The organism is Bradyrhizobium sp. HKCCYLRH3097 (genome assembly GCF_051167875.1).
Classification (GTDB): domain Bacteria; phylum Pseudomonadota; class Alphaproteobacteria; order Rhizobiales; family Xanthobacteraceae; genus Bradyrhizobium.
Window position 1 is genome coordinate 1,062,943 of the sequence record NZ_JBNPTX010000001.1, and the last position, 12,785, is coordinate 1,075,727.

At 65.6% G+C, this 12,785-nt stretch carries 13 protein-coding genes; 5 read left to right on the top strand and 8 right to left on the bottom strand.

Going from position 1 to position 12,785, the window contains the following annotated elements; genetic code table 11:
- Positions 1–29: 29 nt before the first annotated feature.
- Positions 30–2,192, bottom strand: a complete 2,163-nt coding sequence (locus tag ACQR0U_RS04795; RefSeq protein ID WP_316169502.1) for a malate synthase G — start codon at positions 2,190–2,192, stop codon at positions 30–32.
- A gap of 816 nt (positions 2,193–3,008) precedes the next feature.
- Between ACQR0U_RS04795 and ACQR0U_RS04800 the strand changes: the two genes are divergently transcribed.
- Positions 3,009–3,149 (top strand): hypothetical protein, encoded by a 141-nt coding sequence (locus ACQR0U_RS04800; RefSeq protein ID WP_316169501.1) that lies wholly within the window; start codon positions 3,009–3,011, stop codon positions 3,147–3,149.
- 101 nt (positions 3,150–3,250) lie between these two features.
- A complete protein-coding gene (locus ACQR0U_RS04805; protein ID WP_316169500.1) occupies positions 3,251–3,604 on the top strand; it encodes a hypothetical protein in 354 nt (117 codons plus the stop codon).
- Between the two features lie 198 nt (positions 3,605–3,802).
- Here the strand turns inward: ACQR0U_RS04805 and ACQR0U_RS04810 are convergent, their stop codons facing one another.
- The 5 genes from ACQR0U_RS04810 to ACQR0U_RS04830 form a co-directional block, all read right to left on the bottom strand.
- A complete protein-coding gene (locus ACQR0U_RS04810) occupies positions 3,803–4,258 on the bottom strand; it encodes a hypothetical protein (RefSeq protein ID WP_316169499.1) in 456 nt (151 codons plus the stop codon).
- A 282-nt stretch (positions 4,259–4,540) separates the two neighbouring features.
- Positions 4,541–4,921, bottom strand: coding sequence for a DUF1493 family protein (locus tag ACQR0U_RS04815; protein WP_315813925.1), 381 nt, complete (start codon positions 4,919–4,921; stop codon positions 4,541–4,543).
- Positions 4,922–5,146: 225 nt separating this feature from the next.
- Positions 5,147–5,401: a ParE family toxin-like protein gene (locus tag ACQR0U_RS04820; protein WP_316169498.1), complete on the bottom strand. Its 255-nt coding sequence runs from the start codon at positions 5,399–5,401 to the stop codon at positions 5,147–5,149.
- Complete coding sequence (locus tag ACQR0U_RS04825; RefSeq protein WP_316169497.1) at positions 5,398–5,727, bottom strand: hypothetical protein; 330 nt, start codon at positions 5,725–5,727, stop codon at positions 5,398–5,400. Before ACQR0U_RS04825 ends, ACQR0U_RS04820 begins: the two co-directional genes overlap by 4 nt.
- A gap of 45 nt (positions 5,728–5,772) precedes the next feature.
- On the bottom strand, positions 5,773–6,501 hold the full coding sequence (locus tag ACQR0U_RS04830; protein WP_316169496.1) for an MgtC/SapB family protein: 729 nt from the start codon (positions 6,499–6,501) through the stop codon (positions 5,773–5,775).
- A 380-nt stretch (positions 6,502–6,881) separates the two neighbouring features.
- Here ACQR0U_RS04830 and ACQR0U_RS04835 point away from each other — a divergent pair, with 380 nt between their 5' ends.
- A complete protein-coding gene (locus ACQR0U_RS04835) occupies positions 6,882–7,874 on the top strand; it encodes a cytochrome-c peroxidase (RefSeq protein ID WP_316169495.1) in 993 nt (330 codons plus the stop codon).
- Between the two features lie 203 nt (positions 7,875–8,077).
- On the opposite strand, the gene cysC is transcribed toward ACQR0U_RS04835, so the two are convergent.
- Both cysC and cysD read right to left on the bottom strand, forming a co-directional pair.
- The gene (gene cysC / locus ACQR0U_RS04840) at positions 8,078–9,994 is read right to left on the bottom strand and encodes an adenylyl-sulfate kinase (protein WP_316169494.1); all 1,917 of its coding nucleotides are present in this window, start codon (positions 9,992–9,994) and stop codon (positions 8,078–8,080) included.
- 14 nt (positions 9,995–10,008) lie between these two features.
- Complete coding sequence (gene cysD, locus ACQR0U_RS04845) at positions 10,009–10,833, bottom strand: sulfate adenylyltransferase subunit CysD (RefSeq protein WP_315713855.1); 825 nt, start codon at positions 10,831–10,833, stop codon at positions 10,009–10,011.
- A 204-nt stretch (positions 10,834–11,037) separates the two neighbouring features.
- Here cysD and cysG point away from each other — a divergent pair, with 204 nt between their 5' ends.
- Together cysG and ACQR0U_RS04855 are read left to right on the top strand one after the other, a co-directional pair.
- Positions 11,038–12,468: a siroheme synthase CysG gene (cysG, locus tag ACQR0U_RS04850; protein WP_315826003.1), complete on the top strand. Its 1,431-nt coding sequence runs from the start codon at positions 11,038–11,040 to the stop codon at positions 12,466–12,468.
- Entirely contained in the window at positions 12,469–12,783 is a 315-nt protein-coding gene (locus ACQR0U_RS04855) for a DUF2849 domain-containing protein (protein ID WP_315713857.1), read from the top strand.
- Positions 12,784–12,785: the final 2 nt, after the last annotated feature.

The window sequence follows — 12,785 nt, forward strand, 5'->3', positions numbered from 1 at the left end:
GCCCCGGCGGATGGCCGGGGCTTTTCGCATCAGGCGCTTGCCTTCGCCTCGCGGCGGCGCGCCGTGAGGATGTATTCGGTGTAGCCGTTTGGCTGGGTGCGGCCTTCGAACACGAGGTCGCAGGCCGCCTTGAACGCCACGCCGTCGAACGACGGCGCCATCGGCTGATAGAGCGCATCGCCGGCATTCTGCTTGTCGACCACGACGGCCATGCGCTTCAGCGAATCCATCACCTGCTCCTTGCTGACCACGCCATGGTGCAGCCAGTTGGCGAGATGCTGGCTCGAGATGCGCAAGGTGGCGCGGTCCTCCATCAGGCCGACATCGTGGATGTCGGGCACCTTGGAGCAGCCGACGCCCTGGTCGATCCAGCGCACGACGTAGCCGAGAATGCCCTGGCAGTTGTTGTCGATCTCCTGGCGCACGTCGTCGGGCGCCCAGTTCGACTGCGACACCGGAATGGTGAGGATGTCGCCGAGCTTGGCGCGCGGGCCGCCCTTCGCGAGTTCCGCCTGGCGGGCGTGAACGTTGACCTGGTGATAGTGCAAAGCGTGCAGCGTCGCCGCGGTCGGCGACGGCACCCAGGCGGTGGTGGCGCCGGCCTGCGGGTGGCCGATCTTCTGCGCCAGCATGTCGGCCATCTTGTCCGGCGCGGCCCACATGCCCTTGCCGATCTGGGCATGGCCAGGCAGGCCGCAGGTCAGGCCGTTGTCGACGTTCCAATCCTCGTAGGCCTTGATCCAGGGCTGCGCCTTCATCTCGTTCTTGCGGATCATCGGACCGGCTTCCATCGAGGTGTGGATCTCGTCGCCGGTGCGGTCGAGGAAGCCGGTGTTGATGAAGACGATGCGCTTGGACGCGGCCTGGATGCACGCCTTGAGGTTCACCGTGGTGCGGCGCTCCTCGTCCATGATGCCGACCTTCATGCTGTTCTCGGGCAGGCCGAGCATCTTCTCGACGCGCGCGAACAGCTCGACCGTCAGCGCCACCTCGTCCGGGCCGTGCATCTTCGGCTTGACGATGTAGATCGAGCCGGTGCGGCTGTTCTTGACCTTGGAGAGACCCTTGAGGTCGTGCATCGCGAGCAGGCCGGTGACGGCGGCGTCGAGAATGCCCTCCGGCACCTCCTTGCCCTGGGAGTCGAGCACGGCGTCGGTGAACATGTGATGCCCGCAATTGCGGATCAGCAGCAGGCTGCGGCCGTGCAGCGTGAGGCTGCCCCCGGACGGCGTGGTGTAGCTGCGGTCGCTGTTCAGCGCGCGGGTGAGTGTCTTGCCGCCCTTCTCGAAGTCGGCCGACAGCGTGCCGTTCATCAGGCCGAGCGTGTTGCGGTAGACTAGCACCTTGTCCTCGGCGTCGACGGCGGCGACCGAGTCCTCCATGTCGAGGATGGTCGAGACCGCGGCTTCCAGGATCATGTCGGAGACGCCGGCCGGATCGTCCTTGCCGATGACATGGCTGCGGTCGATCACGACCTCGACATGCAGCCCGTTGTTGGCAAGCAGGATCACGGAGGGCGCGTCGGCCGAGCCTTGATAGCCGGCGAACTGGTCGGCGTTCTTGAGCGCAGTGGCGTTGCCGCTCTTCAGCTTGGCCGAGAGCTGGCCGGCAATGACGCTGTAGGCGGTGACGTCGGTGTGGCTGCCGGTGGCGAGCGGCACGGCGGCGTCAAGGAAGGCCTTGGCCTTGGCGATCACCTTGTCGCCGCGGGCCTTGTTGTAGCCCTTGCCCGCTTCGCTCGGATCGTGCGGGATGGCGTCGGTGCCGTAGAACGCGTCGTAGAGCGAGCCCCAGCGCGCATTCGCCGCGTTCAGCGCGTAGCGGGCGTTGGTGAGCGGCACCACGAGCTGCGGCCCGCAGATCTTGCCGATCTCTTCGTCGATATTGGCGGTCTCGACCTTGTGCGTGGCCGGCTCGGGCAGCAGGTAGCCGATCTCCTTCAGGAATGCGGTGTAGGCGCCGAGGTCGAAGGCCTTGCCCTTGTTGGCGAGGTGCCAAGCGTCGATCTTGTCCTGCAGGGCGTCGCGGAAGGCGAGCAGCTCGCGGTTCTTAGGGCCGAGATCGCGCAGGATCGCGGCAAGGCCGGCCCAGAACGCGTCCGGATCGATCCCGGTCTTCGGCGCGGCCTCCTTGGCGATGAAGTCGAACAAAACGGGGGCGATCTTCAGTCCATGGGCGTCGATACGGGTCATGATGAGACGTTTCTCTCGAATAGGGCGACGTTGCGCGTGTCTTGGGCGTGCTGAAATGGCCGCCTCGAAGGCGGCGTGTGCAGTGCATTTAGCGCCAAAGCGGGGGCCACGAAAGGGGGGAGGGGTATCGCAGTTGGTCGGGGGAGGGCAGCGGACAGGCGGGCTGGTTCCGGGCGGAGTGATGACAAGTAATTTCGCAGGACCGCCTCAGAGTTCGGCCGCGAGCCCACAGCCGTGCAGAGCCCTCGGATCGGGCACGCTGCCACCCTCCCCCTCCAGGGTAGGGTGACAACGCACAGCGTGCCGCAAATGGCGTTTCGACGTACACCAAACGGCTGCGGACAACTCAACGAAGGTGATCGCTCGTGGTGGTGATGGCTCATGCAACTTCGTCCTCGCGGCGCCTGTTCGCGTCCGAGCTTTGCACACTTGCCGCCTCTCGGTCACGAGAGGCGCAGGGAAGGCCGGGTGCAGGCTGCACCCATGGCCCGCCTGCAGAAAAAAATGCAGGCGGCAGTCACCACAGGTTCAGCCGGACATCCGGCCTTCCCTGCGCGATGGCTCTACGGTTGCTCCGTGGTCTCCCCGGTGCGCCGGGCTTTCTGGTCACCGTTGCCCGCGCGACGCGTCGGCGTCGCAGCTTGCGTGGCATCAGCGTCGGGATGCCAGGACCCCACGGCTTGGCCGTGCGCCTCGGGACTGTCCGTCGACATGATTGCTCACGCCGCAGCCCAAAGCGCCCACCGCATCCCGCACCCGACGTCCGTGACGGTCGCGAACTGTCCCTCGTGTGGGACGGGATGCGGAGAGATAAGCATGATTTCTGAAAAAAAGAAAGAAGAATATTTTTGGCGCGGGGACTGGACAGGGCAAATCGGGTTGATGGGGCTGAGCAATTCGGCTTTTCTGCGCAGGCAGATTTTGCGGACTTCGGGGCAGGGCAAGCTGGCGAGCTAGTGCCGACCGAGCTTCCATCTGGTCTTGCCTGTTGGCTTTGTGAGAACCTTCGAATATGACGTCCGCGCCGGCAGAGTGTTCGCACAACGGAGCCCATGTCGATGGCTCGCCTGAAAGATCGATACGAACTCAATGCGCTGCTGCCGGAAGATGCACGTCGTGCGGAGCTCCTGACACTGATTGATCGCCTCTGTCCGGGAGGATCAATCCATCATGTGCTGAGGCATATCCCCGAGCAGGCTGAAGACGTCTATACCATCCTTGTCGATGATCATTCTGTCGTGAGCTTCGATGTGGCGCGCGGGCGTGATCCGATGATTCTGACAGAAGTCAGAATTCAGAGCTTAAAGGAATTTCGCCATGAGATCGGCCAGGGCAAGGACCGGATCAGATTGGATCGCGCCGCTGAACAGGCGAGGAAGCTGCTCGGATCGACCTCCGCACCGCGCTCGTGAGCGCGGGTGCTCTGTAGGCGTGGTCCGGAAGCGGGCTTGGCCGCTCCTCAGGTCGATGGCGGCGTCCGGAATTGACTTGGTAGCGACTCCCCTCCGTGCTCCCAAATGCCAGCATTCGTGAAACGGTTGGGTTTTGCGGATGCAAAAAGCCATTCGTGACCGTCAGACGGGTCGCTGCGTCGATCCGGGCCGTCCGTGCTATGCCTGCTCAGAGCCGGGGATACCCGACCGCGCGAGTTCTAGCAGCTCGAACAGCGCAACGGGCGCTCGCGCAGCAAATTCGGTGAAGTGAGGTGAGGAAAGCATCTTCAGCATTTCGGTGTCTTGTCCCGCGGCGCTATCATGGGTGATGGAGCGACTGAGTTCCCATCCCGTTGGGGTGCAGTTGACATCGAGGAGCCACCAGCGTGCAGTGCCGTCCACAAGATCGGCTTCAACATAGACTTCGAACGCGCAAAAGGGTTGATCCTCATAACGAAACGCATCCTTGTACTCGCGGAGATCGCAGCCGTGCCTGACCTCAGCGACTGATGGACGCTGGCGAAGATCGTGTGCCAGCTTCGCCATGTCGCGGTTGATGCTCGCGAGCAATGTCATCAAGGTCTTCGCCTGCGATGACACGGCATCAGCAGCCACGTGCGATGATTGGCTCATTTGGCCTCCCCTGTTGGACGTCAGGGCTTGCTTGCTCTGGCACTGTGGTCACGCGCCGCCTTTGGTGTCGCTTTGTCAGTCCAGCGATGTCGCAAGACTCCTCAGTCTTCCATGATGATGTAGCGCAATGCCTGGCACGACGTGATTCAATCCTATCAAAAATCGTCCGCCCATGATCCTGCGCTAATGCGCGGAACGCCCTGAGGGTCGACGGTTTGACCAGGGTCGATAGCCTCGTTCCGCAATAGGGGCAGACTTGGATTTGGAACGCGGCGGTCAGGCTCACATCTCCGGCGGTGCCGTGCGGCCTTCCGGCGAGACGGCGATCGATGTCGCTTCATTGGGCCAGCGCTTTTGTCTCGCGGCATCGACGAGTGTGGCGATCGTCAGCGGCAACTGGGGGCGGCGCAGGCGAAGAACGGTCAGGACAAGCCGGGTCAGCGACAGGCCCTCCGGTCCGAAATGGCGGTCGAATTCGAAGCCGGACAGGTCGACGTCGAACGCCCGCTGGAATGCAAGCATGAATTCGCGCGCATCATCGCCGTCGACGCCGAGGTCTCCGGCGATGTCGGACTCGTCAGAGATTTGCTCGCGGATCCCGGTCTCGGCCCTGACGAAGTCCAGAATTTTCTGAAGGAGTTGGTCTGAAGTCTGTGACATCATCCAACTATCCGACACCTTCTGCTGCAGGCAAGCGCAGGTCGCTCGTGGGCCGGGCAAAGGCGCGGAGCGCCGTGCTCACCATGCTTCACCGGTTTGAGATGGGGGGCACGCGCCGCCTGCCCGCGCCGCTTTGCCCACCCGATGGTCGCAAAAGATCGCAGGCGCGTCGCTGAATGAATAGCAAACCATCAATCCGCATGGCGCTTTCCTTTGTCCGCGCCTAGGCTATCCAACGAGCTTGTCGTAGTCGGCGTGTGAGCCGATCCAGAACCACAAATAGCCGTCGTCGACCTCGGTCGCGAGGGCTCGGTAGCGTAGTCCGACCCGAGCGGACCAGAACCGTCCGACCTTCTTGAACTGGAGTGAAGGGTGACGTGGATCGCGTTTCAGAAGCTCGAAATTCTGATCGGCGAGCCTTTTGATGGCTTCAGGCAGCAACTCGTAGGCCGCCCAAAATTTCGGAGATGCGAAATGGGTCACAATGGCCGGGAGCGGCCAGCTCGATGCGCCGCAAGAGCTTCGTCCGCCAAGGCGTCGAGTTTCCCGGTATGAGCATCACGCTCGATCGCAGCATCGAATGACGCAGCATCGAACCGTTCGAACCATGCGCGAAAGCGCGCGAGTTCGTCTGGATTGAGCTGTTGGACGGCCTTTTCGATCTCTTCGGCGGTTGTCATGATGGGAACATAGCACTGAACATTGAAGCCGAAAAGGTGGCGGCCCGATGGGACCATAAAGCGGCATTGAGGGACCGCATTGCCGAATGTGACGCAGGCGTGTTGCTTGAGCGTGCCGCGATACGGCAAGACCAGTCCCGGATGTCGCCTGGCTCATGCGGCTACGCGCTACCCTCACGTCCGCGACGGCGCCAGGCGGAATTCGACGACGTCCTCTGCGCCGGACAGGTCGCGCGCCATCTGGGCGGTTTCAAACCGGCCGGCGGCCTGCAGCACCAGCTCGAAATGGAATTGCCGCTTCGTCTCGCTGTATTCGTAGCACCAGTCCAGCACGTCGAAGCCATAGGCCCGCATGCATTCGCGCAATTCGGCCTCGCTCGGCTGCAGGCCATGGCGGTAGACGACCGACAGCGACAGCGTGGTCTGATGCGGCAGCCATTTCTCGACTTGGCCGAGCAGGGTCATCGCGGCCAGCGACAATGCCGTGGCGCAAAGCGCGGTGCCGTAGAAGCCGATGCCGATGATGATGCCGATCGCCGACGTCATCCAGATCGAGGCGGCCGTCGACACGCCGCGGATGGTGAAGCCGTCCTTGATGATGACGCCGGCGCCGAGGAAGCCGATGCCGGTCATCAGGCCCTGGATCACGCGCGTCGGATCGGAGACGGTCGGCGACACCGCCATTCCGCCATACCAACTGCCGGGAAAGCCGTTGATCGCCGTCAGCAAGGTCGATGCGACGCAAACCAGGGCGTAGGTCCGCATGCCGGCCGCGCGTCCGTGATAGGTGCGCTCGTAGCCCAGCAGCAGGCCGACGGCCGCCGCACCCATCAGGTGCAGCAGCAGAATCCCGTTCGTCTCCAGTTCGGCCGTCGACCAATAGGCCGCCAGATGCTCCATCATGCGCCTCGACCGCGTTGCTGCGGGTGGCGTGAACTGTGCGGATCAAGTGCTAATTTCTGCTTGCCGATGCGGCGGCCGCGCCGTGGGCAAACTGCTGTCCAGGCACGAGCCGGCGCACTCCTCCGTAGTTCTCCGGCCAGGATGCGCGCATCGCCTGACGCGCCGGCGCGCCGTCGTCGATGGAGGCGACAGGTTCTCACATTCGCCGCGCCGGCTGTTCTCGACGCACGCCGGCATCGCGTCCGCCGATGGCGGTCAGGCCGTGCACTGACGCCGCTCAATCCCGCCTGCGCCGATTCATTGCCCCCGCACAGTCCCACTTCGGACGTAAAAGCTATCGATAACGATTTGCATCAAGGGGATGTCGGGGGAGACGGGCGATGTCGTTCACGGGGCTGCGGTCGGTCGTCTTGTGTCTTGGCCTGCTCGCCCTGCCCGCGCTTGCGGCGGACAAATCTGTAGCGCCCTATCTCGCGGCAGCTCCGCAGAAGCCGACCTTGCTGCAAATGCTGGCTTCAGCGTTGAAGCCGAAATCGGCGCACGCGGCGTCGTCCGAGCACAGGCCGAGAATCCGCCACGCCACCGCGGCGGTGAGGAAGCAGCCGAAGGCGCCGTCAGCACCTGCCGTGACCGAGGCGCCGGTGGCCGAGCCCACCACGGTCGGCGCCGCCGTGGCGCCACCGGCCCAGCTCTCCGAAGCCGAGCTCGCCGCCAAGGGGCTGGAGCTGTTCAACGACGCGAGCCTCTCCGGCGGCGGCAAGGCGTCCTGCGCGACCTGCCACTTCTCGACCGGGCATACCAACAACAAGACCTATGTCGGCCTCGACGTGGTCGCCGACGGCGATCCCAATGGCCGGAATACGCCGACGCTGTGGGGCGTCGGCGAGCGCGCGGTGTTCGGCTGGGCCGGCCAGGCGCCGACCCTGGAGGACAGCATCCGCGGCATCATCGTCAACCGCATGAAGGGGCCGGAGCCGTCGCCGGAGACCCTGGCGGCGCTGGTCGCCTATGTGCGCACGCTGAACTATCCGGCGAACTGGCAGGTCAAGGGGGACGGCACGCCGAGGGAGGATGCCAGCGCGGCCGTCAGGCGCGGCTATGAGCTCTATATCGGCGACGGCGGTTGCGGCACCTGCCATCAATTGCCGAGCTTCGACAAGAAGAGCAAAGACGACATCGGCACCGGCGGCAAGTTCAAGGTGCCGACCCTGCATGCGGCCGCGTCGACCGCGCCGTATTTCCACGACGGCCGCACGGCGTCGCTGCGCGACGCCGTCAAGCTGATGTGGGAGTTCTATGCCAAGAAGATGGAGACGCGACTGCCGACCGAGGCCGAGCTCGACGATCTCACCGCCTATGTCGGCGCGCTGTAGCGTCCGGCTGAGCTGGGTCGCGCTTCACCGTCATGCCGGGGCGATCGGCAATGCGCAGCCGTGAAGCGGCTGTGCGTCGACGATCGAACCCGGAATCTCGAAGTGATTGGGGATTGAGCGCAAGACAATGTCGAGATTCCGGGTTCAAGGCCTGCGGCCTTGCCCCGGAATGACGGAGTGCATGACAAGTCTGGAAGCAGACGTCAGATATTCGCGCCGAGATCGGCGATGTCGTCGAACAGCACGGATGTCCGCGACAGCAGCGCCTCGAGCTCGTCGGTGGCGTCCGCAATCCCGCGCGTCGCGGTGTCGATCACCAGCTCCGCATCGAGCGGCGGCTCGTAGTCGGTGCCGATGCCGGTGAAGTTCTGCAGATTGCCGGCGCGGGCCTTGGCGTAGTGGCCCTTGGGGTCGCGGCTCTCGCAGATCTCGGCGGCCGTCGCGACGTAGACCTCACGGAACAGGTCGCCGGCGACGCGGCGCGCAGCCGCGCGGTCCTCGCGCGCGGGCGATACCGCGGCGACGATCGCGATGTGGCCGTTGCGGGCGAGATGGGTCGCGACCTCAGCGAGGCGACGGATGTTCTCGGCGCGGTCCTCCGGCGTGAAGCCGAGATCCTTGTTGAGGCCGGCGCGGACGGTGTCGCCGTCGAGCAGCACCGGGGCGCCGCCGCGGCTGAACAGCCGCCGCTCCAGCGCGCGCGCCAGGGTCGACTTGCCGGCGCCGGGCAGGCCGGTCATCCACACGACGGCGCCCTTGTGGCGATAGCGATCGGCGCGCTCCTGCGGCTGCAGCGCCGATTCCACCGGCATGATGTCGACCGGTGCGGCGCGCTTGCCAGCGGCGATCGACAGCACCAGCCCGCCGCCGGCGATGCGGCCCTGCACCTCGATGACGAGACGGCCGGTGCGCGCATTCTCGGTGTAGGGATCGACGGCGACCGGCTGGGTCAGTGCGATCTCGATCTCGCCGACATGGTTGCGCGCGATCGAAGCGTTCTCTTCGTTGGACAGCGAGCCCGGGTCGACCGCCTTCGCGATCGCGACGACGCTGCCGCGCGCCTCGCGGGTGCCGAGCCGGACCAGGATGCTGTCGCCTTTCGACAGCGGCTGGTCGTGCAGCCAGAAGATGCGCGCATGCAGCCGGCGCGCCGCCTGCGGCTCGCGGCCGACATGGGCGATGACGTCGCCGCGCTCGATGAACAGCTCGCGATCGAGCGTGATGCCGACCGAGCGGCCCGCGCCCTGCGCCGTGGTCACCGGGGTCTGCGGCCAGCCCTCGACGGTCCTGATCTTGGCGATCTTGCCGGCGGGCATGATCACGATCTCGTCGCCGGCGCGCAACTCGCCGGCCTCGACGCGGCCGGCGACGATGCGGCGGTCGTCGAACTTGTAGATCGCCTGCACCGGCAGGCGCAGCGGCAGGCTCGACAGCGGCTTGGCCGGCTCCAGCCCGTCGAGCGCCTCGACCACGGTCGGACCGTCGTACCAGCCGATCCGCGAGGTCAGCTCGGCGACGCCGTCGCCGTCGCGCGCGGAGATCGGGATGACGGCGACCGGCTTGACGCCGAGGCCTTCGAGATGCGCCGAGATCTCGGCCTTGATCGCGTCGAAGCGGTCTTCGCCGAAATCGACGCGGTCCATCTTGTTGACGACGACCGCGACCTGCTTCACGCCGAGCAGATGCAGGAGATAGCCGTGGCGGCGGGTCTGGTCGCGCACGCCTTCGAGCGCGTCGATGATCAGCACCGCGCCATCGGCCTGCGAGGCGCCGGTGATCATGTTGCGCAGGAATTCGGCGTGGCCGGGCGCGTCGATCAGCACGACCTCGCGCGCATTGGTGCGGAAGCGGATCTGCGTGGTGTCGATGGTGATGCCCTGGTCGCGCTCGGTCTGCAGCGCGTCGAGCAGGAACGACCATTCGAACGGCATGCCGCGGCGGGCGGAGACGGCCTGCAGCATCTCCAGCTTGCCCTCGGGCAGGCTGCCGGTCTCATGCAGCAGACGGCCGACCAAGGTCGACTTGCCGTGGTCGACATGGCCGACGATCACGATGCGGACCTGCGGACGGGTGGTGCCGTTCGGCGTGGCGGGGACGGCTGACGGGACTCGCATGTTCATCGCCTCGTTCCCCCTCACAGATAGCCGGCGACGCGAAGCCGCTCGAAGGCGTCTTCGGTCTCGTGGTCGAGCGCGCGGCCGGCACGCTCGGGCACCTTGGTGCTTTCGAGTTCGGCGAGAATCTCGGGGATGTTCGAGGCGTTCGACGCGACCGGGAAGGTGATGTCCTGATCGCCGAGCGAGCGATAGCGCTTGCCGTTCTTGGACAGATACAGCGGGATGATCGGAATGTTCTCGCGCGCCGTGTAGGCCCAGATGTCGGCCTCGGTCCAATGCAGGATCGGATGGATGCGCAAGTGAGCGCCCTGCGGCGGCGAGGCGTTGAAGTGATCCCAGAATTCCGGCGGCTGGTCGCGCACATCCCAATGGCCCTCGGCCCCGCGCGGCGAGAACACGCGCTCCTTGGCGCGCGTCGCCTCCTCGTCGCGGCGGATGCCCGCGATCAGGCCGTCGAAGCCATGCTTGGCGAGCGCCATCTTCAAGCCTTCGGTCTTGCGCGCAGCCGAGCGTGCGGCGGGCGGCAGGGTGGGATCGACGGCATCGATCGGCGGGCACGGCTCGACCTTGAGATCGAGGCCCCATTCCTTCGCGTAGGTGTCGCGGAAGGCGTACATCTCGGGAAACTTCTTGGCCGTATCGACATGCATGGCGGGGAACGGCACCCGGCCGAAGAACGCCTTGCGCGCCAGCCAGATCATCACGTTGGAATCTTTTCCCAGCGACCACAGCAGCGCCAGCTTCTTCAGCCGTGCAAAGGCCTCGCGAAGGATGTAGATGCTCTGCGCCTCCAGCTCGTCGAGATGGTCCATCGTCGGTGCGGCGTTGAGGACGCGCGGCATGGAAGATGCTTGCTCGATCTCGGAGGAGGGCAACCGATCTCTGGAAACGTCGTTTGTGAGAATGTGCATGCTATCAGCCATCGCCTGCCTGGGAGAAAATTCTATGGCGGAGCCAAGGAATAATTTTCTCTTTACGTCGTAGGCGGGACACTTATATAGAAAATAATTCCAGTCAACCCCCAAGTGCCGAAGCTGAAGAACGCAATGCAATATCTGCCGGTGTTTCTCGATCTGAAGACCGGCCCCGTGCTGCTGATCGGCGCGGGCGAGCTCGTGCGCGCCAAGCTTCGCGTGTTGCTGTCCGCGGGCGCACGGATCCGCTGGTTCGCCACCGACGGCGACTTCGATCTCGCGGGTCTGCGCGATCAGCACGGCCAGATCGAGCGCGCCGAAGGCGACCCGCTGAGCGCCGATCTCACTGGCGTCATCGCCGTGCTGTGCGCGGGCGCTGGCGACATCGGCGTTGCGATGTCGGCGCGGGCGCGCAGCGTTGGTCTGCCCGTCAACGTGATGGACGACCTCGCGCATTCCAGCTTCATCTTTCCGGCGATCGTCGATCGCGGCGACGTGGTGGTGGCGATCGGCACCGGCGGCTCCTCGCCCGTCGTGGCACGCCGCGTGCGCGAGCGCATCGAGGCGCTGCTGCCGGCGCGGATCGGCGAGCTCGCGAGCTTCATCGGCGACTTCCGCAAGACCATCAACCCGCAGATCGCCGAGATGACGCTGCGCCGCCGCTTCTGGGAGCGCATCGTCGACGGCCCGATCGGTGCACTGGTGCTGGCGGGCCGCAAGCAGGAAGCGGAGGCGGCGCTGCATGGCATTGCCGATCCCACGGCGTTTGCGGGCGCCGATCATGCCGGCCGCAGCAACGGCCATGTGACCTTGGTCGGCGCCGGTCCCGGCGATCCCGACCTGCTGACGATCAAGGCGCTGCGCGCGCTGCAGGACGCGGATGTCGTGTTCTACGACGAGCTGGTCACGCCTGAGATTCTTGACCGCATCCGCCGCGATGCCTCGCGCGTGCCGGTCGGCCGCCGCGTCGGCAAGCCCGGCATTGGCCAGGACGCTGTGAACAGGCTGCTGATCGAAGCGGCACGCGAGGGCAAGCGCGCGGTCAGGCTGAAAGGCGGCGACTCCTACGTGTTCGGCCGTGGCGGCGAGGAGGTCGATGCGCTGCGCAAGGCGGGCGTGTCCTACACGATCGTGCCCGGCATCACCGCCGGCCTCGGCGCCGCCGCGCAGTTCGAGGTGCCGCTGACCTTCCGCAGCAAGGCGCTGCGCATCACCTTCCTCACCGCGCACAAGGAGCGCGATGCCGAGGCGGTCGACTGGTCGGCGCTGACTGACACCAAGATGACCGTCGTCGTCTACATGGGCATGACCGCGGCGCCGGCGGTGCGCGCAGGGCTCCTCGCGGCGGGCCGCTCGCCGCAGACGCCGGTCGGTGTGTTCGCGAAGGTGACGCGCCCCGATGCGCAGGCGGCGGTCGGCACGCTCGATCAGTTGCCGGATCTCGTCGGCCAAATCGATGGCGGTCCGGCCATCCTCATCATCGGTGACGTCGTGGCGCACTCCGCGCCGTGGCGTCAGCAGACTATCAGTGGCGTGATCGCACAACTCCTGGAACCCGTCTGAATGACCTCCCCGCTGCAACAGAAGATCAAGATCACCGGTCCCTCGATCATCACCGCGAACCGGACCTGGGATGGCGCGGTGATCTACCGCACCGGCACCAAGAGCTGGTCGGATGAGCTCTCCGATGCGGCGATCGTCCGCACCGCCGACGAGGCGCGCGCCCTGCTGTCGGAAGCGGTGGCCGACGATCTCGGTGCGATCGGTCCCTACATCGCGCCGGTCGAGGTGGGCGCCGACGGTGCGGTCAAACCCGGCAATATGCGCGAACACATCCGGCTCACGGGCGCCTCCATCGCGCTCCCGGCTCAAGTCTGAAG

Coding starts and splice junctions, on each gene's coding strand:
- cysD (WP_315713855.1), bottom strand. CDS start 10,833: ATGCCGCGCGTCCTCAACGCCGCACCGACGATGGACCATCTCGACGAG.
- ACQR0U_RS04835 (WP_316169495.1), top strand. CDS start 6,882: ATGTCGTTCACGGGGCTGCGGTCGGTCGTCTTGTGTCTTGGCCTGCTC.
- cysC (WP_316169494.1), bottom strand. CDS start 9,994: ATGAACATGCGAGTCCCGTCAGCCGTCCCCGCCACGCCGAACGGCACC.
- ACQR0U_RS04830 (WP_316169496.1), bottom strand. CDS start 6,501: ATGATGGAGCATCTGGCGGCCTATTGGTCGACGGCCGAACTGGAGACG.
- ACQR0U_RS04810 (WP_316169499.1), bottom strand. CDS start 4,258: ATGAGCCAATCATCGCACGTGGCTGCTGATGCCGTGTCATCGCAGGCG.
- ACQR0U_RS04800 (WP_316169501.1), top strand. CDS start 3,009: ATGATTTCTGAAAAAAAGAAAGAAGAATATTTTTGGCGCGGGGACTGG.
- ACQR0U_RS04795 (WP_316169502.1), bottom strand. CDS start 2,192: ATGACCCGTATCGACGCCCATGGACTGAAGATCGCCCCCGTTTTGTTC.
- ACQR0U_RS04815 (WP_315813925.1), bottom strand. CDS start 4,921: ATGATGTCACAGACTTCAGACCAACTCCTTCAGAAAATTCTGGACTTC.
- cysG (WP_315826003.1), top strand. CDS start 11,038: ATGCAATATCTGCCGGTGTTTCTCGATCTGAAGACCGGCCCCGTGCTG.
- ACQR0U_RS04855 (WP_315713857.1), top strand. CDS start 12,469: ATGACCTCCCCGCTGCAACAGAAGATCAAGATCACCGGTCCCTCGATC.
- ACQR0U_RS04805 (WP_316169500.1), top strand. CDS start 3,251: ATGGCTCGCCTGAAAGATCGATACGAACTCAATGCGCTGCTGCCGGAA.